General features: G+C 66.1%; 15 protein-coding genes. 7 read left to right on the top strand and 8 right to left on the bottom strand.

The features are described 5' to 3' along the window. Positions 1-16: 16 nt before the first annotated feature. Positions 17-442: a DUF2784 domain-containing protein gene (locus QOL82_RS26115; RefSeq protein ID WP_283445251.1), complete on the top strand. Its 426-nt coding sequence runs from the start codon at positions 17-19 to the stop codon at positions 440-442. Here QOL82_RS26115 and QOL82_RS26110 read toward each other — a convergent pair. The 6 genes from QOL82_RS26110 to putA all read right to left on the bottom strand — a co-directional run bounded on the left by QOL82_RS26110 (position 390) and on the right by putA (position 11,001). Next, positions 390-764: a response regulator gene (locus tag QOL82_RS26110; protein ID WP_283445250.1), complete on the bottom strand. Its 375-nt coding sequence runs from the start codon at positions 762-764 to the stop codon at positions 390-392. The genes QOL82_RS26115 and QOL82_RS26110 overlap by 53 nt on opposite strands. Positions 765-778: 14 nt before the next feature. Then, complete coding sequence (locus QOL82_RS26105; RefSeq protein WP_283445249.1) at positions 779-3,262, bottom strand: ATP-binding response regulator; 2,484 nt, start codon at positions 3,260-3,262, stop codon at positions 779-781. 226 nt (positions 3,263-3,488) lie between these two features. Then, on the bottom strand, positions 3,489-5,714 hold the full coding sequence (locus tag QOL82_RS26100) for a malate synthase G (RefSeq protein WP_283445248.1): 2,226 nt from the start codon (positions 5,712-5,714) through the stop codon (positions 3,489-3,491). 53 nt (positions 5,715-5,767) lie between these two features. Next, positions 5,768-6,472, bottom strand: coding sequence for a haloacid dehalogenase type II (locus QOL82_RS26095; RefSeq protein WP_283445247.1), 705 nt, complete (start codon positions 6,470-6,472; stop codon positions 5,768-5,770). A gap of 286 nt (positions 6,473-6,758) precedes the next feature. After that, positions 6,759-7,187, bottom strand: coding sequence for a hypothetical protein (locus QOL82_RS26090; RefSeq protein ID WP_283445246.1), 429 nt, complete (start codon positions 7,185-7,187; stop codon positions 6,759-6,761). Between the two features lie 127 nt (positions 7,188-7,314). Next, entirely contained in the window at positions 7,315-11,001 is a 3,687-nt protein-coding gene (putA, locus tag QOL82_RS26085) for a bifunctional proline dehydrogenase/L-glutamate gamma-semialdehyde dehydrogenase PutA (protein ID WP_283445245.1), read from the bottom strand. Positions 11,002-11,239: 238 nt separating this feature from the next. On the opposite strand from putA, the gene QOL82_RS26080 reads away from it, so the two are divergent. After that, positions 11,240-12,823 (top strand): methyl-accepting chemotaxis protein, encoded by a 1,584-nt coding sequence (locus QOL82_RS26080; protein ID WP_283445244.1) that lies wholly within the window; start codon positions 11,240-11,242, stop codon positions 12,821-12,823. A 243-nt stretch (positions 12,824-13,066) separates the two neighbouring features. On the opposite strand, the gene ftsH is transcribed toward QOL82_RS26080, so the two are convergent. Then, positions 13,067-14,941: an ATP-dependent zinc metalloprotease FtsH gene (ftsH, locus tag QOL82_RS26075; RefSeq protein WP_283445243.1), complete on the bottom strand. Its 1,875-nt coding sequence runs from the start codon at positions 14,939-14,941 to the stop codon at positions 13,067-13,069. Between the two features lie 257 nt (positions 14,942-15,198). Here ftsH and QOL82_RS26070 point away from each other — a divergent pair, with 257 nt between their 5' ends. The 4 genes from QOL82_RS26070 (at position 15,199) to QOL82_RS26055 (ending at position 20,341) form a co-directional block, all read left to right on the top strand. Next, positions 15,199-16,143, top strand: coding sequence for a LysR family transcriptional regulator (locus QOL82_RS26070; RefSeq protein ID WP_283445242.1), 945 nt, complete (start codon positions 15,199-15,201; stop codon positions 16,141-16,143). Between the two features lie 248 nt (positions 16,144-16,391). After that, on the top strand, positions 16,392-18,134 hold the full coding sequence (locus QOL82_RS26065) for an AMP-binding protein (RefSeq protein WP_283445241.1): 1,743 nt from the start codon (positions 16,392-16,394) through the stop codon (positions 18,132-18,134). Beyond that, positions 18,131-19,381: a branched-chain amino acid ABC transporter substrate-binding protein gene (locus tag QOL82_RS26060; protein ID WP_430438554.1), complete on the top strand. Its 1,251-nt coding sequence runs from the start codon at positions 18,131-18,133 to the stop codon at positions 19,379-19,381. Before QOL82_RS26065 ends, QOL82_RS26060 begins: the two co-directional genes overlap by 4 nt. 15 nt (positions 19,382-19,396) lie before the next feature. Further along, positions 19,397-20,341: an NAD(P)H-dependent flavin oxidoreductase gene (locus QOL82_RS26055; RefSeq protein ID WP_283445240.1), complete on the top strand. Its 945-nt coding sequence runs from the start codon at positions 19,397-19,399 to the stop codon at positions 20,339-20,341. Positions 20,342-20,406: 65 nt separating this feature from the next. Here QOL82_RS26055 and QOL82_RS26050 read toward each other — a convergent pair whose 3' ends face one another. Beyond that, complete coding sequence (locus QOL82_RS26050) at positions 20,407-21,015, bottom strand: Crp/Fnr family transcriptional regulator (RefSeq protein ID WP_283445239.1); 609 nt, start codon at positions 21,013-21,015, stop codon at positions 20,407-20,409. A gap of 296 nt (positions 21,016-21,311) precedes the next feature. Between QOL82_RS26050 and frc the strand changes: the two genes are divergently transcribed. Beyond that, complete coding sequence (gene frc / locus QOL82_RS26045) at positions 21,312-22,562, top strand: formyl-CoA transferase (protein ID WP_283445238.1); 1,251 nt, start codon at positions 21,312-21,314, stop codon at positions 22,560-22,562. Positions 22,563-22,800: the final 238 nt, after the last annotated feature.

Raw genomic sequence — 22,800 nt, 5'->3', positions numbered from 1 at the left:
AACGCTATCCAAGACCATGCCCACCGCATTGCTGGCCGACCTGGTGCTGCTGCTGCACGTGGGCGTGGTGCTGTTCGTCGTCGCCGGCCTGCCGCTGATCGTCGGCGGCAACCTGGCCGGCTGGCGCTGGGTCAACCACTGGTGGTTCCGGCTCGCCCACCTGCTGGCGATCGCCATCGTGGTCGCCGAAAGCTGGCTGGGCATCGCCTGCCCGCTGACCACGCTGGAAGCCTGGCTGCGTTCGCGCGCCGGGCAGCCCGTGCAGGTGGAGAGTTTCATCGGCTACTGGATGCGGCGGCTGCTGTATTACGACCTTCCGCCGTGGATGTTCATTGCCGCATACACGGCCTTCGGGCTTGCCGTGCTGCTTGCCTGGCGACGCTTCCCGCCTAGCAGTCGTCGCAGGCCGCGTGCGCCAGCTCGAAAAGACGGGCGAGGTTGACCGGCTTTCTTAGTATCGTGCAGCCATACTGCCGCTGCACGTCCGCCATGTCCGCCGCCGCGGACACCACCGCCACCTGCGTCTGCGCAAGCGCCGGCGGGCAGTCCCGCTTCACCGCTTCGAGGAATTCCCAGCCGTTCATCACCGGCATCATCATGTCGAGCAGGATCAGGCAGGGCGGGCCGCTGCGCTCGATCAGGCTCAGGCCTTCCTGGCCGTTCTCGGCGGTATCGACGGTGAAGCCTTCGATCTCGAGCAGTTCCTTCATCGTCTCGCGCAGGTCGGCATCATCTTCGATGACGACGATATTCAGGTGCGGCATTTGTCGCTCTCCATTCAGGACAGTTGACCGGACATGCCGGACGGCGTGGCAGGCAGGCGCACGGTAAAGGAACTGCCTTTTCCCGGTTTGGAAACGATCTCCACTTTTCCCCCGAGCGCGCTGACAATCTGGTCGACCAGCGCCAGGCCCAGGCCGACGCCCGGGACGCTCTTGCGCTGTACCGGGGCCAGCTGCTCGAAGGGCATGAAGATACGCGCAATGTCGGCGTCCTCGAGCCCCGGCCCGGTGTCCTGGACGACGAAGGCCAGCGATCCCGGCTGGACGGCAAGCGCTACGCGGACGCTGCCATGCGTGGTGAACTTGAGCGCATTCGACACCAAGTTGCCGAGCACCACCCGCAGCAGGCGGCCGTCGCTGACCAGCGCCGGGATAGCCTGCGCAGGCGTGTCGAAAGCCAGCGCGACGCTGTCGCCGGCCTGGTCGGCATGCGCGGCAACGACTTCGCGGGCAATCGCGGTCGCGTCCAGCGGCTCCATGTGCACGTTGACCTTGCCGCTTTCGAAGCGCGCATATTCCAGCAGGCCTTCCACCAGCCCGGCGATCTGCCTGGTGGCCCGGCCCAGGCGTTCGACCCGATGCCACTGGTATTCCGGCAGGCTGGTCTCGCGGCTGCGCTGGAGCATCTGCACATTCATGTCTATCGTGGCGATCGGCGTGCGCAGCTCGTGCGAGACCATGCCGAGGAACAGGCTCTTGACCTGGCTGGCCCGTTCGGCCTGTTCGCGCGCCACATCGGCCGCGTCGAGCGCCGCGCGCAGTTGCCCGTGCTTGTCGACCAGTTGCGAAGCAAGCGCCTCGAGGTCGCCCGATGCGCCTGCCAGCGCCGCGCGCAGTTTGTCGCCGGCGCGCTTGGCGCTGATCAGGTTGGCTGCGCGCGCCTTCAGTTCGTGCGGCTGGAACGGCTTGGTCAGGTAGTCCTGAGCGCCGCCGCGCAGCAGGCCGACCCGCATCTCGTCGTCGGCACGCGCGGTCAGCAGCAGCACCGGCACGTCGGCCATCGCGGCGGATTCGCGCAGCGCCTTCACCATCTGGTCGCCGCTCATCACCGGCATCATGATGTCGGTGATGATCAGGTCCGGGCGCAGCGCATGCGCGCGCTCCAGTCCCTGCCTGCCGTCCACCGCGGTGGTGACGCTGCAGCTTTCGCTTAGCAGCCCGGCGATGAATTCGCGCATGTCCGGGTTGTCTTCCACTACCAGCACCGAAGGCTGGCCGGCCACCGCGGGCGCGGACGACGCCGGCTGGTCCGGCGCGGACAGGTCGCGCAATGTGCTTTCCAGCGCAAGCCGGGTTGCCGGCGCCGCTGCCTGTTGCGTCGCGTCGGTCCGCACGAGCGGGCCGGCCGACTGCGGCAGGCGCACCACGAAGGCGGCGCCGCCCGCAGCCGATACGCCGGCCTCGACCGATCCGCCATGCAGCGACACCACGTCCCTGACGATTGCAAGTCCGAGGCCGCTGCCGCCATGCTTGCGGGTGATGCTGCCGTCGGCCTGCCTGAAACGCTCGAAGATGATCTCCCGGTCGGCTGCATCGATGCCGGGCCCGCTGTCGGATACGCCGATCTCGACCCATCCGTTCAGCGACTGCAGCGCGACCTCGATCGAGCCGCCGGCCGGGGTGAACTTGATTGCGTTCGACAGCAGGTTGATCAGCACCCGTTCCAGCATGTCGGGATCCACCTCGGCCATCACCGGTCCGGTAGCGGTCATCTGCAGCCGCAGGCCGCGCTGCTCGGCCGCGACGTCGAACTGCGCGGCGATCCGGCCGACCCAGGGGCCCAGGTCCAGCCTGGCGTAATGCAGATCGAGCTTGCCTGCCTCCAGCCTGGTCAGGTCGAGCAGGTCGTTAATCTGGCGCAGCAGGCTGTCGCCATTGCGCTTGATGCTGTCCAGCGCCCGCCGCTGCTGCGGCGTCAGGTTGCCGTCGTCGCGCATGTTCTGGGCGGGGCCGACGATCAGCGCGAGCGGCGTGCGGAGTTCATGCGAGAGGTTGGCGAAGAACTGGGTCTTCAGCTCGTCGAGTTCCTTGACCTTGCGATAAAGGCCTTCGAGCTCGGCATGGGCGGCTTCGAGCCGGATGCGCCGCTCTTCCGACAGGCGGGCGGCCGTGATGGTTTCCACGATCTGCGGACGCACATAGAGCAGGCCAATGGCCGTGGCGACCGAAGCGGCCGCGGTCGCGACCTTGATCAGCCCGTCGAGGAAATAGTCCGGATGCCACACCGTCCAGATCTTCATGAAATGGGTAATGCCGCACAGGCCGATGAACAGGCCGAATGCGATGAACACGGGGCTGAAGGGCAGGCGTATCGAGCGCACCAGCAGGTAAAGGATCAGCGAGATGCCGAGATAGGCAATGCCGATCAGCGCATCGGAAACCACATGCATCCACAGCAGGCTGGGTATCCACAGGTAGCAATGCCCGTGCGGCATGAAGCTGCCGCTCTGTTCGGTAATTTCTCTTAGCCAGCCTGGCATCGGAGTCTCCATGAGGGTAGAAGGTGGCGGTGCGCCTGCGCGAGCCTGTAGGCCGAGGGCGATGGAGACGAATGCCCGGCCTGATTATAGAGGGGATCGGGTCGAAAAAAAACAGAGAGTCGGTTGTCATGCCGGCTCCCTGCTCGATGCTGCAGCGCATCCTGGCCGGCACAGTGCCCGGCCCGGACGCATGTTGCGGTGCGCCGGGGGCGCACCGCCTGCCGGCTTACTTGCGTTCCGCCTTGACCTTCAGGCGCCACGCATGCAGCAGCGGCTCGGTATAGCCGCTCGGCTGCGACAGGCCCTTGAACACCAGGTCGCGCGCGGCGCGGAATGCATACGACGACTCGAAGTCCGGCGCCATCGGCGTATAGAACGGATCGTTGTCGTTCTGCGCATCGACCACGCGCGCCATCCGCTGCAGCGTCTCGTTGACCTGCGCTTCGGCGACAACGCCATGCAGCAGCCAGTTGGCGATGTGCTGGCTGGAGATGCGCAGCGTCGCGCGGTCTTCCATCAGGCCGACGTTGTGGATGTCGGGCACCTTGGAGCAGCCGACGCCCTGGTCGATCCAGCGCACCACGTAACCGAGTATGCCCTGCGCATTGTTGTCCAGCTCCTGCTGGATCTCTTCCTTCGACCATTTGGCTTCGGCCACTACCGGGATCTGCAGCAGCTCGTTGCGCAGCCGGTCGATCTCGGCTGCGGTCGCGTTTTTCTCCAGTCCCTGCTGGATCTCCGCGACATTAACCTGGTGGTAATGCAGCGCATGCAACGTGGCGCCGGTCGGCGATGGCACCCATGCCGTGTTGGCGCCGGCCTTCGGGTGGGCGATCTTCTGTTCCAGCATCGCCGCCATCAGGTCCGGCATCGCCCACATGCCCTTGCCGATCTGCGCACGTCCGCGCAGCCCGCAGGCCAGGCCGGTCAACACATTGCTGCGCTCGTAGGCGGTGAGCCAGGTGCTGGTCTTCATGTCGCCCTTGCGCATCATCGGGCCGGCATGCATGGCGCTGTGCATCTCGTCGCCGGTGCGGTCCAGGAAGCCGGTGTTGATGAAGGCCACGCGGCCGGTCGCTTCGCGGATGCAGGCCATCAGGTTGACGCTGGTGCGGCGCTCTTCATCCATGATGCCCAGCTTGACGGTCTCCGCCGGCAGACCGAGCAGGCTTTCGACGCGGCCGAACAGCTCGCTGGCGAACGCGACTTCGGCCGGTCCGTGCATCTTGGGCTTGACGATGTAGACCGAGCCGGTGCGCGAGTTGCCTATCTTCTGGCCCGGCTTGCGCTTCAGGTCATGCAGCGCGATCGCGACAGTGACGACCGCGTCCATGATGCCTTCCGGGATTTCCTTGTCGCCGTCGTACAGGATGGCCGGGTTGGTCATCAGGTGGCCGACATTGCGCAGGAACAGCAGCGAGCGGCCATGCAGCGTGACCACGCCATCCTTCGCATCGGTCGCGCCGGGGCCGGCCGTGTACTCGCGGTCCGGGTTCAGGCTGCGGGTGAACGCATTGCCGCCCTTGGTGATGGTTTCCGACAGCGTGGCCTGCAGGATGCCCAGCCAGTTCGAGTAAGCCAGCACCTTGTCCTCGGCGTCGACCGCTGCGACCGAGTCCTCGAGGTCGAGGATGGTGGACAGCGCGGCTTCGATCACGAGGTCGGCGACGCCGGCCGCATCGCTCTTGCCGATCGGCGTGTTGCGGTCGATGATGATGTCGATATGCAGGCCATTGTTCTTCAGCAGCACCGAGCTGGGCGCATCGGCGCTGCCCTGGTATCCGACGAACTTGGATGCATCGGCGAGGCCGGTGCTGGCGCCATCCTTCAGGCTGACTTCCAGCGCGCCACCGGCGACACGGTAGCCGGCGGCGTCGGCGTGGCTGCCCTTTGCCAGCGGCGCGGCCTGGTCCAGCAGATTGCGGCCAAAGGCGATCACTTTCGCGCCGCGCACCGGGTTGTAGCTCTCGCCGCCGGGGCCGGCGCGGGTGGCGCCGTCGGTCTCGGCAATCGCGTCGGTGCCGTACAGCGCATCGTAGAGGGAACCCCAGCGGGCGTTGGCGGCATTGAGCGCATAGCGGGCGTTCAGGATCGGCACGACCAGCTGCGGGCCGGCCTGGATCGCCAGTTCGGCATCGACATTGTCGGTGGTGATGGTGAAGTTTTCCGGCTGCGGCTGCATGTAGCCTATGGATTCCAGGAACGCGCGGTAAGCGGCGATATCGCTGACCGGTCCCGGGTTGGCGCGATGCCAGTTGTCCAGCTCGGTCTGCAGCCGGTCGCGCTCGGCCAGCAGCGTGATGTTTTTCGGCGCCAGCTCATGGACGATGGCGTCGAAACCCTTCCAGAAGCTGGCGCTGTCGACGCCGGTGCCGGGCAGCACCTTGTCTTCGATGAAGCGGTGCAGCGGCGTTGCAATCTGGAGCCCGTGGACGGTGGTGCGTTCGTTCATGTTCTATGCCTCTTGGTTCGTCGTTATGAATAAGGTTGAAGGTCCGCGGGCGCTTATTGCGCCCGCCGGGTGGCCGGCGGCGCCATGTTGGCTTCGATGAAGGGCGGCAGGTCCGACAGGAGCCGGCCCTGGCCGTGCGGCGTCACGCCCAGTTCCTCCATCGGCGCGCCGGCGCGGTTGACCCAGAATGTACGGTAGCCAAACCAGCTCGCGCCGCAGACATCCCAGCCATTGCTGGAGACGAATACGATGTCGCGGGCAGCGGCTCCCAGCAGGTCGGTGCCGAGCTGGTAGGCCTCGGGCGCGGTCTTGAATTTCTTGACGGTGTCGACCGACATCACGTGGCTGAACAGGTCTTCCATCTGCGCATTGCCGACCGCTGCCGCCAGCATGTCCGGATTGCCGTTGGAAAGGATGGCCAGCTTCATTCCGCCGGCCTTCAGCCCGCGCAGCACCGCCAGGTTTTCGGGGAAGGGCTGCAGCTTCGCATACTGCCCCATCATCATGTTCTGCGCTTCCAGGCCAAGCTCCAGCCCGAGCTTGCGGCAGCTGAAGACCAGCGCATCCTGGGTGACTTCCCAGAACGGCTTGTAGGTGCTGCAGAGCGTGCGCAGCTGGCTGTACTGGATCTGCTTGTCGCGCCAAAGCTCGGCCAGCGCATTGCCCTTGCCAGGGAACAGGCGGTTGGCAAGCGCGCTGATCGAATAGACATCGAACAGGGTGCCGTACGCATCGAAGATGATGGCTTTCACCGCCATGAACTCACCTGGAAAATTGGGATGGGGCGAGTATATCGAATACAAAAGTCAATAGCGCTAATGTTTTGTCGATACACTTGTGCATTCTGGTTAAAAGCAAATGCGAGTATCCGTGCAGCTATTGACGGAGGGACAGGTTCAGGGTGGTATTGCGTGCCGCGCGCCGGTGCGGCTTTCGACAGGGGGGCCGGCACAGCCGCGGGCCGTGCCGGGAACGTTGCCAGGCGAACGGCCGCAGGGCCGAGCAGGGAAGGGCAGCCGCGCGACGGCTGCCCTGACGGCTGGCTTATGCGCCCGCCGCATCCCCTTTGGACGCCAGCAGCGCAGTGCGCTCGCGGTTGATCTCGCTGCGGGTACGCATGCCCAGGTGGCGCAGCACCGGCACCGGCGGCGCCCAGCCGCGCAGGCTGAAGTTGAGCAGCAGCGGCAGGATCACGCCCGGCACGATCAGCCATTTCTTGTTGACCGTGGTGCCCAGCACCAGCCCGGCCAGCGCCGCGCCGACGCCGTTGACTTCGAGCGTGCGTTCAATATCCCATTCGCGGTCCAGCTCCTCGATGCGCTCCTCGATGACGTCGGGCAGCGCGTTGGCATAGTGCAGGATGTTGGCGTCGGTCTGGCGATCGATCTGCTGGTTCAGTTCCGGCGCGGTGGCGCGGCGGATACGGTCTTCGGCAACGCCCTTGCTGGAAACTGCGGTAAGGGAATGACTCATAGGTACTTCTCCTTTTCTTGATAAAAGAATGACAAGGCAACTTGGACGTTGCGCAGAGAAAAAAGTGCCCGGCAAAACATGCCGGATGGTACTGCAAGGCGATACGAGGCCGTTTCGGTCGACGGCATCACTGCTGCGCCAGCGCCAGCAGGCTGGCATTGCCGCCGGCTGCCGCAGTGTTGACGCAGAGCGCACGCTCCGCGACAAGCCGCCACAGCGCGATCGGCTGGGTCCCGTCGGTCTGGACCACGGGAACCAATGGACCGTCGCGCGCCGCAAGGACCGGCAGCAGCCCGCCGCAGCATGGACTCTCGCACAGCGCCACGGCCATGCCGGCCGCCGCCGCCGCCGCGTCGTCCGCGACGCCGACGCGGTCCAGCACCGCGGCGGGCAGGCCGGAGGGGAGCAGCGCGGCCTGGTCCCGGCCGATGACGGCCCGGTTGCCGGTGGCCAGCACCGCCGCCAGCTGGTTCAGCAGCGCGGCGCGCCCGGCGGCGACGCACAGCGCCTGGCCCCGCGGTTCGAAGCGCAGGCTGTTTGCCTCCCCGGTCGGTCCGGGCAGCGCAAGCCGGCGGCCGGCCAGGCTTTCCTGCGCATACAGGCCGGCCACGGCCTGCAGCACCGGATCGCCATGTTCGGCGGCCCAGGCGCGCAGCGACAGCAGCGCCGGGTCGGCGGGCTCGCCGTCGGTGCGCGGGCCGAGGCCGCTGTCGCTGCCCTGCTGCAGCCGGCGCAGGTAGACCGGCCCGCCTGCTTTCGGCCCCGTACCCGACTTGCCTTCGCCGCCGAACGGCTGTGCGCCCACCACCGCGCCTATCATGTTGCGGTTCACATAGACATTGCCGACCCGGGCCTGCGACACGACCGCGTCCACGGTCTCGTCGATGCGGGAATGGATGCCCAGCGTCAGGCCATAGCCGCTGCCATTGATCTGATCGACCAGGCGCGACAACCGGGCGCGCCGGAAACGCAGCACATGCAGCACCGGGCCGAACACTTCCTGCCCGAGCACGCCGAAGTCGGGGATGTCGATCAGCGTCGGCGGAACGAAACAGCCGTGCCGGCAGCTCTCGTCCAGCGGCAGCTGGAATACCGGCCAGCCGCTGGCGCGGGCCCGGTCGACTGCCGCGTGCAGCGCCGCACGGGCGTCGTCGTCGATGACAGGGCCGACATCGGCGTCGAGGCTGTCCGGCGGGCCGATGCGCAGTTCGCGCATTGCGCCGCGCAGCATCTGCAGCACGCGGTCGGCAATATCCTCCTGCAGGCACAGCACCCGCAGCGCCGAGCAGCGCTGTCCCGCGCTGTCGAAGGCTGACATCAGCACATCCTGGACCACCTGCTCCGGCAGCGCCGACGAATCGACGATCATTGCATTCTGGCCGCCGGTCTCGGCCACCAGCGGCAGCGCCTGCCCTTCGGCGGCGCCACGGCCGGCCAGCGTGCGATTGATCGCCTGCGCCACCGCGGTCGAGCCGGTAAACAGCACGCCGCGTATGCGCCGGTCCGCCACCAGCGCCGCGCCGACCGTTTCGCCGCTGCCGGGCAGCAGCTGCAGCGCGGCAGCGGGTATGCCGGCTTCATGCAGAAGCAGCGTGGCCAGGTGCGCAACCAGCGGCGTCTGCTCGGCCGGCTTGGCGATGACGACATTGCCTGCGGCCAGCGCGGCGGCCACCTGCCCGATGAAGATCGCCAGCGGAAAATTCCACGGGCTGATGCAGGCGACCGGCCCCAGCGCCGGTCTGGCCGGCTCGCGGCCGGACTGCGCCGCGTAATACCGCAGGAAGTCGACCGCCTCGCGCACTTCGGCCAGCGCATCCGGCAGCGTCCGGCCCGCTTCGCGCACCGTGAGCGCCATCAGCGACAGCCGGTCGCGTTCCAGCAGGCAGGCCGCGCGTTCCAGCAGCGCGGCGCGGGCCGCGGGCGCGACGGCCTGCCAGTGCGGCGCATGAAGCTCGGCCGCCGCTAGCGCCGCTTCCAGTTCGGCCTTGGTCGCCTCCCGCACCGTGCCGACCAGGTCGCGGCGGTCGGCGGGGTTCGCGCATTGCCGCGGCAGGCCGGCAGCCGCGACGGGCGCGGCGAGCAGCGCCTGCGCGTGCCGGGCTTCCTGCCCGGATGCCAGCAGCGCCGGCGCGATGTCGAGCCGGGTGGCCGGGTCGCCAAAGTCCATGCCGGACGAATTGCGCCGGCCCGCGCCAAACAGGGCGGACGGCAGCGGTATGCCCGGATGCGGCGCGCCGCCGAGTGCGCGCGCGCCCCCCACCGGGTCGGCCAGCAGCTGCCCGAGCGGGATGCCGGCGTCGACGATCTGGTGAACGAAGGAACTGTTCGCGCCATTTTCCAGCAGCCGGCGCACCAGGTAGGCCAGCAGCGTCTGGTGCGAGCCGACCGGCGCGTAGATGCGGCACGGAACGCCCAGGCTGCCATCGGCCAGCACCTGGTCGTACAGGGTCTCGCCCATGCCGTGCAGGCACTGGAACTCGTAGGCTGTCACGCCCATGCGCGTCGCCTGCGCATGGATGCTGGCCAGCGTCAGCGCATTGTGCGTGGCGAACTGCGGATAGACGGTGTCGGCCGCGGCCAGCAGCCGTTCGGCGCAGACCAGGTAGGACAGGTCGGTGTGGATCTTGCGGGTGTAGACCGGATAGCCGGGCATGCCGTCGACCTGGGCGCGCTTGATCTCGGTGTCCCAGTAGGCGCCCTTGACCAGCCGCACCATCAGCCTGCGGCCGCTGCGCCGGGCCAGGTCGATCACGCAGTCGACCAGCATCGGGCAGCGTTTCTGGTACGCCTGCGCGACAAAGCCGATGCCATCGAAGCCGGCGGTGTCCGCATCCATCGCCAGCGCTTCGAGCAGGTCCAGCGACAGTTCGAGCCGGTCCGCCTCCTCCGCATCGATATTGATGCCGATGTCATATTTCATGGCCAGCATCACCAGCCGCTTGAGACGCGGCAGCAGCTCCGTCATCACCCGCCTGCGCTGCGCTTCGCCGTAGCGCGGGTGCAGCGCAGAGAGCTTCACCGAGATGCCCGGGCCGCCGCGCACGCCGCGGCCGGCGCTGGCGCGGCCGATGGCGTGGATCGCCTGCTCGTAGTGGCTGTCATAGGCATCTGCGTCGGCCATCGTCATCGCGGCTTCGCCCAGCATGTCGAAGGAATACCGGTAGCCCCGCGCCTCGTTGGCGCGCGCATGCTCCAGCGCTTCCCCTATGGTCTGGCCGGCGACGAACTGGTTGCCCAGCATCCGCATCGCAATATCGACGCCGCGCCGGATCAGCGGCTCGCCGCCGCGGGCAATCAGGCGACCGAGCGCCGCCGCCAGCCCGTGCTGGTCGTGGGACTGGTCAGCCATTACCTTGCCGCTGACCATCAGCGCCCAGGTGGCGGCATTGACGAACAGCGAGGGCGAACCGCCCAGGTGGCGGCGCCAGTCGCCGCGGCTGATCTTTTCGGCGATCATGCGATCTGCGGTCTCGCGGTCGGGAATCCGCAGCAAGGCCTCGGCCAGGCACATCAGTGCGACGCCTTCCTGCGACGACAGCGAAAACTCCTGCATCAGCGCGTCGACCCCGGACGCACGGCTGCGCTCGCTGCGCACGGTGGCGACCAGGCGGGCGGCCAGCGCGCCGGCGGCCCGCCGCTCGGCGTCGCTGCTTCCAACTTCGGACAGCAGCCATTGCACGGCTTCCGTTTCATCCCGGCGGAACGCGGCGCGCAGCGCCTGCCTGAGCGGGTCGGACGCCGGCCGGGCGTCCGCTGCGAAGCTTGCGAACGGCGTGCAGCCTGCCTGCGCCGACACGTTTGCAAGGTCGTTCATCGTCCCGGCCCTCCTCAGGTAATGGAAGCATGCAGGCGCCTGCCCGTTGACGGTCATTTTAGGGGATAAGGACGGCGCCGGCGCTGTGCCGCAGCAATGCTTCAGCCCCTTGCCGGAAAGGGCGCCCGCCGGCCCGGCGTGCAAAAACTTAAAGAAATGCAACATCCAGCCGTTAAGGACAGTGCGTGCAGATTGCGCCCAAACCTGGTTTTCCACTATTCCATTAGGTACGCTGCTCATGAATGTCTTCTCCAACTTTCGCATAGGGACCCGGCTCGCGGCAGGGTTCGCCGTCGTTATCGTGCTATCGGTCGTGTCAACGCTGATCGGGATCTGGCAACTGCATGCCGTCTCCGAAACGGCCCGCCAGCTGATGGAAAAGCCGCTGGTCAAGGAACGCATGGCGGCCGACTGGTATCGCAATACCTACGCCTCGATACGCCGCACGTCGGCCATCGCCAAGAGCAGCGACCCGTCGCTTGCGGCCTTCTTTGCCGAAGACATCGCCGTGACCACCAAGAGTTCCAGCGATTTGCAGAAGGCGTTCGGCGACATGCTCGCCAGCGACGACGAAAAAGCGATCTACGACAAGATCGTCGCGGCGCGGAAGAAATATTCGGTGGCGCGTGACAGCGCGATCCGGGAAAAGGCCGCCGGCAACGCGGAAGAATCGGCCCGCTTGCTGGAAAAGGAGTACCTGCCGCTGTCCAGGGTCTACGAAGGACTGCTGCGGGACCTGGTGGCGCATGAACGCGCATCGATCGACGGCCTCGCCGTCCAGATGAACGAGGCCGCGAGCAAGAGCCAGGTGCTGATGGCAGCGCTCGCCGCCTTGCTGGTCGCCTTTGCGGTCTGCTGCTCGACCCTGATTGCGCGCAGCATCACGCGGCCACTGCATGCGGCGGTGGCTGCGGCGCGGCGCGTGGCGGACGGCGACCTGAGCGTCATCCCCGCCGCCCGTTCGCGCGACGAGGTCGGGCAGCTGATGACGGCCTTGCGGGACATGACGGGCCAGCTGAGGGAGACCGTGACGGAAGTGCGCAACGGCTCGGAAATGATCGCAACCGCCTCGGGCCAGATCGCCGCCGGCAATGCCGACCTGTCGTCCCGCACCGAGCACCAGGCGTCGTCGCTGGAAGAAACTGCGTCGTCGATGGAAGAACTGACCGCGACGGTGAAGCAGAATGCCGACAATGCACGCCAGGCCAACCAGCTGGCCCGGACTGCATCGGAAGTGGCGGTGCAGGGCGGCGAGGTGGTCTCCCGGGTGGTCGACACCATGGGCGAGATCAATGCGTCGTCGAAGAAGATCGTCGACATCATTTCGGTCATCGACGGCATTGCCTTCCAGACCAACATCCTGGCGCTGAATGCGGCGGTGGAAGCGGCGCGGGCCGGCGAGCAGGGCCGCGGTTTTGCGGTCGTGGCGACCGAGGTGCGTAGCCTGGCGCAGAAGAGCGCCGCGGCGGCCCGCGAGATCAAGAGCCTGATCGGCGACTCGGTCGACAAGGTCGACGCCGGCAGCGCGCTGGTGGAGCAGGCCGGCTCGACCATGCAGCAGGTGGTGCTGAGCGTGCAGCGGGTGACCGACATCATGGCCGAGATCAGCGCCGCCAGCGGCGAACAGAGCGCCGGCATCGAACAGGTGAACCAGGCGATTTCGCAGATGGACCAGGTCACCCAGCAGAATGCGGCGCTGGTGGAGGAAGCCGCGGCCGCCGCGGAGTCGATGCGCACGCAGGCGGCGAGCCTGGTGCGGGTGGTCAGCGGCTTTCAGGTAGGCGAAACGGACGCGCGCCATCCGGTAGCGCTGATCCGGTAGAACGGCGGCATTGGGACGGCGCCGCCCGGACCAACGCCGAGGCGGGAACGCAGGTCCGGGTCCTGGCGAAGGAAAAATCCCGGACAGTCGGGGACCAATCCTACCCGTGTCCCCGGCACCGCCCGCGAGCAGCCAAAGAAGCAGCCAAAGAAAAAGGGAGCCGCACTTGCTGCGGCTCCCTTTTTTCCTTGGCGGCTCGATCGAGCCGCGCGACGGCAGGCGGTGTGCCTGCCGTGCCGCCGCTTACGCGGTCGCGGCTGCGCCGGGCGCTACCGGGCCGGACTTCGGCAGGTTGCGCTCGCGGACGCCGTACTTCGGCGGCTGCGGCTCCTTGCCGTTCATGATGTCCCGCACCTGCTCGGCGTCGATGGTTTCCCAGTCGAGCAGCGCCTTGGTCATCGCTTCGACCTTGTCCCGGTTCTCTTCCAGCAGGCGGCGCGCCAGCGCATATTGCTGGTCGAGGATGCTGCGGATCTCGGCGTCGACCTTCTGCTGCGTCTCTTCCGAGACGGTCGAGCCCGGCATGCCGCCCATGCCCTGGCCGTCTTCCACGTAGACCATGGTGCCCAGCGCTTCCGACATGCCGTAACGGGTCACCATCGCCCTGGCCATCTTGGTCGCACGTTCGAAATCGTTCGATGCGCCGGTCGATTTCTGGTGCATGAAGATCTCCTCGGCGATACGGCCGCCGAACAGGATCGCGATGTCTTCCAGCATCTTGGTCTTGTACAGGTTGACCCGGTCATGCTCGGGCAGCTGCCAGGTCAGGCCCAGCGCCATGCCACGGGGCATGATGGTGACCTTGTGGACCGGGTCCGCCTTCGGCAGCAGCGCAGCGATCACCGCGTGGCCGGACTCGTGATAGGCGGTGTTGCGCCTTTCCTCTTCGCGCATCACGGCCGACTTGCGTTCCGGTCCCATGATGATCTTGTCCCTGGCGTCCTCGAAATCCTGCATGTCGACCCGGTCCTTGCCGCGACGCGCCGCGAACAGCGCGGCTTCGTTGACCAGGTTGGCCAGGTCGGCGCCCGAGAAGCCGGGCGTGCCGCGGGCCAGCACATTGGCCTCGATGTCGGCGGCGGTCGGCACCTTGCGCATGTGGACATTCAGCACCTGCTCGCGGCCGCGGATGTCCGGCAGGCCGACCATCACCTGGCGGTCGAAACGGCCCGGGCGCAGCAGCGCCTTGTCCAGCACGTCGGCGCGGTTGGTCGCGGCAATCACGATAACGCCGGAGTTGGCCTCGAAGCCGTCCATCTCGACCAGCATCTGGTTCAGCGTCTGCTCGCGCTCGTCGTTGCCGCCCCCCATGCCGTTGCCGCGCGCACGGCCGACCGCGTCGATCTCGTCGATGAAGATGATGCACGGCGCATGCTGCTTGGCATTCTGGAACATGTCGCGGACCCGGGAAGCGCCGACGCCGACGAACATCTCGACGAAGTCCGAACCGGAAATGGTGAAGAACGGCACCTTGGCCTCGCCGGCGATTGCGCGCGCCAGCAGGGTTTTGCCGGTGCCCGGCGGGCCGACCATCAGCACGCCGTGCGGCACGCGTCCGCCCAGCTGCTGGAACTTGCGCGGGTCGCGCAGGAACTCGACGATTTCGCCAACTTCCTCCTTTGCCTCGTCGCAGCCGGCGACGTCGGCAAAGCTCACGTTGTTGGTCTTCTCATCCAGCATGCGCGCCTTGGACTTGCCGACCGACATCATGCCGCCCATGCCACCCTTGCCTTGCGATTTTTTCATGAAGAAGATCCAGACGCCGATCAGCAGCAGCATCGGGAACCAGGAAATGAACACCTGGGACAGGAAGGACGGCCGCGCCGGCGCCTTGATGTCGAACTTGACGTCGTTGTCGCGCAGGTCGCCGATCAGGCCGCGGTCGAGCGAAGTCGTGTTGGCGGTCAGGACCGTGCCATTGTTCGTCAGCGCGATGATCTTCTCGCCTTCGATGGTTGCTTCCTTGATATTTTTGGACTGGATCTGCGCCAGCATTTCGGAGTAGGTCGTGGGCGTACCGCGCACCCCGCCCTCGTTGGCGCCGAACTGGCCGAACACCATGACGAGCACGAAGACCACGGCAGCCCAGATCGCGGCTTGGGAATACTTTCTATTCACGTAACTTCCTTTACTTGAACGGCGCCTGAATTACCGGATGCAAGACGTCAGCCTGGCAGATGCCGACAGAACCTGCACATCGGGTTGCAGTCCAGACAATGACCGGACTGCAAATTTAACGAAACCGAGGGACAATTGCGGCCACTTTCCGGAATCTAAAGTGTTAATTGGGACGGTTTTCGCAAGGAAATCCGCCAAAAGGGTACTGGAACACCGCATGCACTACAATCCTGCCCAATCAAGGCAAGCGACTTCCCATGAACCTGTCCCGCGTCGACCTCAACCTTTTCGTCGTGTTCGAGGCAATTTTTACCTCCGGCGGGATCACGCCCGCTGCCAGCAAGCTTAACCTGTCGCAGTCGGCAGTCAGCCATGCGCTGGGACGCCTGCGCTCGCTGTTCGACGACCCCTTGTTCGAACGCAATAGCAAGGGCATGGTGCCGACGGTCCGGGCCCGGGCGCTGATAGGCGACGTGCGGGTGGCGCTGCAAAGCATGGAGGGCACCCTGCAGCGCAGCGGCTACTTCGACGCCGGCAGCGCCCAGCGCACCTTCACGCTGGCCATCGGCGACCCGATCGATTCGCTGCTGCTGCCGGCGCTGGTCGAGCGGATCGAGCGCTCGGCGCCGAACATCGAGATCGCCACCGGCTACAGCAACCGCCAGCGCATCGAAAACGCCTTGCGCGAGGGCTCGCTCGACGCCGCGGTCGACGTGCTGATGCCCATGCCCGCCGACATCACCCACGAACCGGTGTTTTCCGACCCGATGGTGGTGCTGGCGCGCCGCGGCCACCCGCTGGTGCAGGGCGGCATCGACCTGCAATCCTACCTTGCGCTCGAGCATATCCAGGTGTCCTCGCGCCGCCTCGGCACCGGCATCGCCGACATGGCGCTGCGCCGCCTCGGGCTGGACCGGCGCATACGGGTGCGCTGCCAGCATTACGCGGCTGCCTGCCGCATCGTCAGCCGCAGCGACCTGCTGGCGACGATGCCGCTGCATTTCGCGTCGATCTTCAATGATGCATTCCAGAACCAGCTGCTGCAGCCGCCGTTCGAGGTGCCGGCCTGCGAATGGTTCCTGTATGCAGAAAAAGGCGCGGCCAACGACGGCGGCCGACTGTGGTTCCGGGAAAGGCTGCTGGAAGCCATCGGCGACATGCACGCGATCGATCTTCTGCCTGCGAAAAACCCGTCGCCCTGAATGCCTTTGAACGCCTCCCGAATGACTGTCAAGGCAGCATTTGGCTGGGCAGCCATGGGACCGGGCCGCTAACCGGCACCTTTATGCACGGAATGCATAATGGCTTATCCAATAAAATCATTGGATTTCGTTTAGTCTGAACCTTAGCCTAGCGCTGACAAAAGTCGGCAATGGCAGTTGCTCCGGCAACCCGCCTGCGTTTTCCGGTTTCCGGTGCGGAATGCCGACATCATCAGGAGACCCGCCCTATGCCCGGTACGAGCATGAACACGCCGCCCGCCGCAGGCAGCCGCCCGTGGCTGCGCAATTACCCGCCAGGGGTGGACTGGCATGCCCCGCCCGCGAAAAGCCCGGTCCATCGTCTGCTCGATGAAACGGCGGCGGCCTGCCCCGACCATGTGGCGATCGAATTCGAAGGCAAGACGTACAGCTACCGCGCGCTGCGCGAGCTGGCCGACCGCGCTGCCGCCGGATTGCAGCGGCTGGGCGTCAGTCCGGGCGTGCACGTCGGCCTCTACCTGCCCAACACGCCGCACTATGTCGTGATGTTCTTCGCCGTCCTGAAAGCCGGCGGCACCATCGTCAATTATTCGCCGCTCGACGCGGTGAATGTCATCCGGCACAAGATCGCCGACAGCGAGACCGACATCATGGTCACGCTGGACCCGGCTTCGCTCTACCCGCTGATGGACGACATGCTGCGCACCACCCGCCTGCGCTGCCTGGTGGTCGGCAACCTGGCGGAAATGGCGGGCAGCGGCTTTTCCGCCGCCAGCGAGCGGGTCGTGGACGTCGGCTGGAACGATGCCCGGCTGCGCTTCCAGGACCTGGTCGCCGCGGACGCGGCGCCCGTCCAGGCCGCCGCCATCGATGTCGATACCGCCATCGCGGTGCTGCAGTACACCGGCGGCACCACCGGCATGCCCAAGGGCGCGGTGCTCACGCATGGCAACCTGTCGGCGGCGGCGAGCCAGGCGGTGATGAATACCGGCGGCAGCGACGGCCTGCGGCCGGGCGGCGAAATCTTCCTCTGTGTGCTGCCGCTGTTCCATATCTATGCGCTGACCTTCAACCTGCTGCTGGCGGTGCGGCTGGCCGCGCGCAGCGTGCTGCACCTGCGTTTCGACCCCGAGCGCGCGATTGCGGAGATCGCCGCGAAGCGGGCCACGGTATTTTTCGGCGTGCCCACCATGTTCACCGCGCTCAATGCCTGCGCCAGCCTCGACCGGGCCGACCTGTCGTCGCTGCGTTTCTGCAATTCCGGTGGCGCGCCGCTGCCGGCGGAGATCAGCGAGCGCTTCCGCCGCATTACCGGGCAGTTTGTGCTGGAAGGCTGGGGCATGACGGAGATGTGCGGCGTCGGCACCGTGACGCCGCGCGGCGCGGCCAGTCCGCCCGGCGCCTGCGGCATACCGCTGTGCGGCGTCGACATCCGCTTTATCGACGTCAACGACCCGCAGCGCTATGTCGCCTACGGCGAGCGCGGCGAGATCTGCGTGGCCGGCCCCAACGTGCTCAAGGGCTACTGGAACAAGCCGGACGCCACGGCGGAGTCGATGACCGCCGACGGCTACTTCCGCACCGGCGATGTCGGCAGCATGGACGAAAACGGCTTCCTGTATATCGCCGACCGCATCAAGGACATGCTGCTGTGCAGCGGCTTCAATGTCTATCCGCGCGCCATCGAGGAAGCCATCTACCGGCATCCCGATGTGGCCGAAGTCATCGTGATCGGCATTGCCGACGCCTATCGCGGACAGCATCCGAAGGCCTACATCCGGCTGCGGGACGGCGCATCGCCGTTTTCGCTCGACGAACTGAAACTGTTTCTCAGGGATGCGCTGGGCAAGCATGAAATGGTGCAGGCAATGGAGTTCCGGGACGCATTGCCGAGGACGCCGGTCGGCAAGCTGTCGAAAGTGGCGCTGTACCAGGAAGAGCAGGACAGGGCGGCATCCGCTGCAAAAAACACAACGAAGGAGACGACATGAAACAGTACTCGGCAGCAGGCGCAATGGCCCTCGCGGCAGCGGCAATCTGCGCGGCGCCCGCCGCTTCGGCGGAAAACGTCAGGATCGCATTCATCGACGCGCTGACCGGCGCTTTCGCGCCGCCGGGCCAGACCGCGCTGAAGAACTTCCAGATGGTGGCGGAGGTGGCCAGCCAGCAGAAATGGGCGGGCCCCGGCAATACCATCGAGGTGGTCGGCTTCGACGGCAAGGGCAGCCCGCAGGATTCGGCCTCGCAGCTGAAGACCGCGATCGACCAGGGCTACCGCTATGTCGCGCAGGGCGGCGGCTCGGGCGTCGCCTTCGCGCTGATCGACGGCATCAACAAGCACAACGAGCGCAACCCCGGCAAGGAACTGGTCTACCTAGACTACGCGGCGCTGGACCCGGACCTGACCAACAGCAAGTGCAGCTTCTGGCATTTCCGCTTCGAGCCGAATTCCGACATGCGCATGGAAGCGGTGACCAGCTACATGGCGAAGGACCAGTCGATCAAGAAGGTGTTCATCATCGGGCAGAACTATGCGCTCGGCCACCAGGTCAGCCGCGCGGCGAAGGAATACCTGAAGCGCAAGCGCCCGGACATACAGATCGTCGGCGACGACCTGCACCCGATCGCCACGGTCAAGGACTTCTCGCCCTACATCGCGAAGATCAAGGCGTCGGGCGCGGACTCGGTCATCACCGGCAACTGGGGCAATGACCTGGCGCTGCTGATCCGCTCGGCCAAGGAAGCCGACCTCAAAGTCAACTTCTACACCTATACCGCCTACACGACGGGCGTGCCGACCGCGATGGGCGCAGCCGGCGCGGACCGGGTGAAGAACGTCAGCCAGTGGAATCCGAACAACGAGACCTTCGCCGGCGCGGACCTGATCGAGGCGACCCGCAAGAAGTTCGACGAGGACTACTGGCTCATGTCCAGCCACAGCGCGATCGCGATGCTGTCGAAGGCGATCAAGCAGGCCGGCACGGCCGACCCGGTCAAGGTCGCGTTCGCGATGGAAGGCATGACGGTCAAGAGCCTGAACGGCGACGTCGAGATGCGCAAGTCCGACCACCAGGCGCAGCAGCCGATGTACATTGCCACCTGGACCAAGACGAATGGCAAGGACGTGCGCTTCGACCAGGAAAAAACCGGCTATGGCTGGAAGACCGACCAGAAGATCGAGACCTTCGTCGCGACCCAGCCGACTTCGTGCCAGATGAAGCGTCCGGCCAGCCAGTAAAGGAGAAAAACAGTAATGAAGATCAGCAACCGCGTCACCGAACTGCTCGGCGTTGACTACCCGGTCATCCAGGCCCCGATGGGATGGATCGCCCGGGCGCAGCTGGCGTCGGCCGTGTCGAACGCCGGCGCCATGGGCATCATCGAAACCTCGTCCGGCGACCTCGACGCGATCCGCGGCGAGATCCGCAAGATGCGGGAACTGACCGACAAGCCCTTCGGCGTCAACATTGCGCTGGCCTATGTGCGCGACCCGGGCATCGTGCAGTTCGTGGTCGACCAGGGCGTGAAATTCGTCACGACCTCGGCCGGCGACCCCAGCCGCTACTGCGCCGACCTGAAGGCGGCAGGGCTGACGGTGTTCCACGTCGTGCCGACGCTGGCCGGCGCATTGAAGGCGGTCGCGGCGGGCGTCGACGGCCTGATCGTCGAGGGCAGCGAAGGCGGCGGCTTCAAGAACCAGCGGGACGTGGCATCGATGGTGCTGCTGCCGCTGGTGTGCTCGAAAGTCGATGTGCCCGTGATCGGCGCCGGCGGCTTCAGCGACGGCGCGACCATGGCGGCTGCGTTCGCGATGGGCGCCGAAGGCATACAGATGGGCACGCGGATGCTGTCGGCGTCCGAGTCGCCGGTGCATGACAACTGGAAAAAGGCCATCGTCGAGGCGCAGGAAACCGACACCGTGTTCCTCAACCGCGGCGGCAAGGGCCCGGCCCTGCGCGCATTGCGGACCGCGCGCAGCACGCGTGTCGAGCAGCAGGTGCCGGAGAGCATTATGAGCGAATTCGCCGGCGTGCAGGCGCTCTATTTCGGCGGGGACATGGAAGCGGCGATCGCGCTGACCGGCCAGGTCTGCGGCCGCATCGATGCGGTGCGGCCGGTGCAGGACATCATCGAGGAAACCGTCCGCGATTTCCATGCGACCGTCGCGCGTCTCGCCGCGCGTTATAACCGCGGGTAAGCGCCGGCGCACGCCGGCGCAACGCCGGCCGGACGCGGCGCATTGCGCATGACGGCCGGCCGGCCCTAGATCTTGCCCTGGTTCTTCAGGCGGCTCAGCGTCTCGGGCGACAGGTTCAGGTAGGATGCCAGCTCCTTTTTCGGCAGGCGCTCGAACAGGTCCGCGTGCTTGCGCACGAAGCGATGCACGCGGCCGGGCGCATTGAGCAGGTGCAGCGTGATCGTGTGCGCCATGATCTCGCTCATCAGGTGCATCACCTCGAACTCAAAAGCCTGTTTCACTTCGGCATGACTCTCGATGAACAATACCCATTGCGGCAACGAGAGCTTGGCCACGCGCGCCTTGGTCACCGACACGATGCTGTACGGCGTCGGCGTCTTCAGGCGCCAGGCCGCATAGCTCGTTTCAATGTCGCGCTCGGCGCCGAAGCGCAGGATCATTTCCTTGGCGTTCTGGTTCGTCACCGCGCGCTTGAGTATGCCGTCGAGAATGAAGTACTGTTCCATATCGTAGATGCCCTGGTGCAGCAGGCATTCGCCTTTCTGGCAGTCGACGATAGTAAGATAAGGCTCAAGCGCGGCCATCTCGCTGTCCCTCAGGTTCTTGAGAACGGTGTTCTGCTTGAGCTGGACGCGGATGATGTTTTTTTCTGGATGGCTTGCTACGGAAGACATGGCAATTTGCGGTTGTCGAAGCGGATGGACATCATGCGGCGAAAATTGACCCCGGTCAATGAGGAAAACCGGGGCTGATCGTTATGATAAATCATCAGCCTCCCGGGCCGCAGAAACAAAGCGAAATCAAGGAGTTGGCGGTATGAACGACGATGCGGGCACAGGCCGGGAACCCTCTCAGCAAGCGCTGGCGCGATGCGCCGGCCTGAACGGGATCGTCCCCATGACCCCCGGCCTTCCTGACCGCGATGCCGCCAGAGACGGGCGCCACAGAACACCATAATCAGGAGACAGCAATGAGTAAAGCGCTTGATGGCGTCCGTATTCTGGACTTCACCCATGTCCAGTCCGGCCCGACCTGTACCCAGCTGCTGGCATGGTTCGGCGCGGACGTGATCAAGGTCGAGCGCGCCGGCGAGGGCGACGCGACCCGCGGCCAGCTGCGGGACGTGCCCGACGCCGACAGTTTGTACTTCACCATGCTTAACCATAACAAGCGCTCGATCACGCTGGACACGAAGAAGCCGGCGGGGAAGGAAGTGCTGGAGACCCTGATCAAGCAGTGCGACGTGATGGTCGAGAACTTTGCGCCGGGCGCGCTCGAGCGCATGGGCTTTGGCTGGGAACGCATCCAGGAACTGAACCCGCGCATGATCGTGGCCTCGGTCAAGGGCTTCGGCCCCGGCCCCTATGAGGACTGCAAGGTCTACGAGAATGTCGCGCAGTGCGCCGGCGGCTCGGCCTCGACCACCGGCTTCGACGACGGTCCGCCGCTGGTCACCGGCGCGCAGATCGGCGACAGCGGCACCGGCCTGCACCTGGCGCTGGGCATCGTCACCGCGCTGTACCAGCGCACGATGACGGGCCGCGGCCAGAAGGTGCTGACCGCGATGCAGGACGCGGTGCTGAACCTGTGCCGCGTCAAGCTGCGCGACCAGCAGCGGCTGGAACGCACCGGCGTCATGGAAGAGTATCCGCAGTTCACCAGCGGCGCGAAGTTCGGCGATGCGGTGCCGCGCGCCGGCAATGCGTCCGGCGGCGGCCAGCCGGGCTGGATCCTGAAGTGCAAGGGCTGGGAGACCGACCCGAATGCGTATATCTACTTCATCGCGCAGGCGCCGGTCTGGGCGCCGATCTGCAGGGTGATCGGACGCGAGGAATGGATCACCGACCCGGACTACGCGACGCCCCGCGCGCGGCTGCCGCGCCTGATGTCCATCTTCGCGACGGTGGAGGAGTGGACCAAGACCATGACCAAGTTCGAAGCCATGGATGTCCTCAACAAGTTCGACATTCCCTGCGGACCGATCCTGTCGATGAAGGAAATCGCGGAGGAGCCTTCGCTGCGCGCGACAGGCACCGTGGTCGAGGTCGACCATCCGGTGCGCGGCAAGTACCTGACGGTGGGCAATCCGATCAAGATGTCCGACAGCCCGACCGATGTCACGCGCTCGCCGCTGCTGGGCGAACATACCGAAGAGGTGCTGGCGCAGCTCGGATATTCGGCGGAAAAGATCGCCGCCCTGCGCGAAGACCGCGTGATCTGAACGAACGGTTGTCAGGCGGCGGGCGACGGCGTCGTCCGCTTGCGGCCGCCCGCCGCATCGACCGGTCCATCGACCGGCGCCGCGATCCTGACGCATAACGTCGCATAACGTACCGCATGAGACAGGCTTAAACCATGAACAAAGTCGTCATTCCCATCCTCGCGCAGGGCGCAACCCGGCAACGCAAGCGCGAGGCGCCCAAGGGCCGCCGGGTCGACCCGGATGCGCTGGCCGAAGT

The organism is Noviherbaspirillum suwonense (genome assembly GCF_900182955.1).
Taxonomy (GTDB): domain Bacteria; phylum Pseudomonadota; class Gammaproteobacteria; order Burkholderiales; family Burkholderiaceae_D; genus Noviherbaspirillum_A; species Noviherbaspirillum_A suwonense.
Note: the sequence above shows the minus strand (reverse complement) of the source record. Positions and strands in the feature narration are given on the sequence as shown.

What these genes read in the sequence shown, in the direction of transcription:
- QOL82_RS26115 (WP_283445251.1), top strand. Translation starts at nt 17, where the DNA reads ATGCCCACCGCATTGCTGGCCGACCTGGTGCTGCTGCTGCACGTGGGC.
- QOL82_RS26110 (WP_283445250.1), bottom strand. Translation starts at nt 764, where the DNA reads ATGCCGCACCTGAATATCGTCGTCATCGAAGATGATGCCGACCTGCGC.
- QOL82_RS26105 (WP_283445249.1), bottom strand. Translation starts at nt 3,262, where the DNA reads ATGCCAGGCTGGCTAAGAGAAATTACCGAACAGAGCGGCAGCTTCATG.
- QOL82_RS26100 (WP_283445248.1), bottom strand. Translation starts at nt 5,714, where the DNA reads ATGAACGAACGCACCACCGTCCACGGGCTCCAGATTGCAACGCCGCTG.
- QOL82_RS26095 (WP_283445247.1), bottom strand. Translation starts at nt 6,472, where the DNA reads ATGGCGGTGAAAGCCATCATCTTCGATGCGTACGGCACCCTGTTCGAT.
- QOL82_RS26090 (WP_283445246.1), bottom strand. Translation starts at nt 7,187, where the DNA reads ATGAGTCATTCCCTTACCGCAGTTTCCAGCAAGGGCGTTGCCGAAGAC.
- putA (WP_283445245.1), bottom strand. Translation starts at nt 11,001, where the DNA reads ATGAACGACCTTGCAAACGTGTCGGCGCAGGCAGGCTGCACGCCGTTC.
- QOL82_RS26080 (WP_283445244.1), top strand. Translation starts at nt 11,240, where the DNA reads ATGAATGTCTTCTCCAACTTTCGCATAGGGACCCGGCTCGCGGCAGGG.
- QOL82_RS26070 (WP_283445242.1), top strand. Translation starts at nt 15,199, where the DNA reads ATGAACCTGTCCCGCGTCGACCTCAACCTTTTCGTCGTGTTCGAGGCA.
- QOL82_RS26065 (WP_283445241.1), top strand. Translation starts at nt 16,392, where the DNA reads ATGCCCGGTACGAGCATGAACACGCCGCCCGCCGCAGGCAGCCGCCCG.
- QOL82_RS26060 (WP_430438554.1), top strand. Translation starts at nt 18,131, where the DNA reads ATGAAACAGTACTCGGCAGCAGGCGCAATGGCCCTCGCGGCAGCGGCA.
- QOL82_RS26055 (WP_283445240.1), top strand. Translation starts at nt 19,397, where the DNA reads ATGAAGATCAGCAACCGCGTCACCGAACTGCTCGGCGTTGACTACCCG.
- QOL82_RS26050 (WP_283445239.1), bottom strand. Translation starts at nt 21,015, where the DNA reads ATGTCTTCCGTAGCAAGCCATCCAGAAAAAAACATCATCCGCGTCCAG.
- frc (WP_283445238.1), top strand. Translation starts at nt 21,312, where the DNA reads ATGAGTAAAGCGCTTGATGGCGTCCGTATTCTGGACTTCACCCATGTC.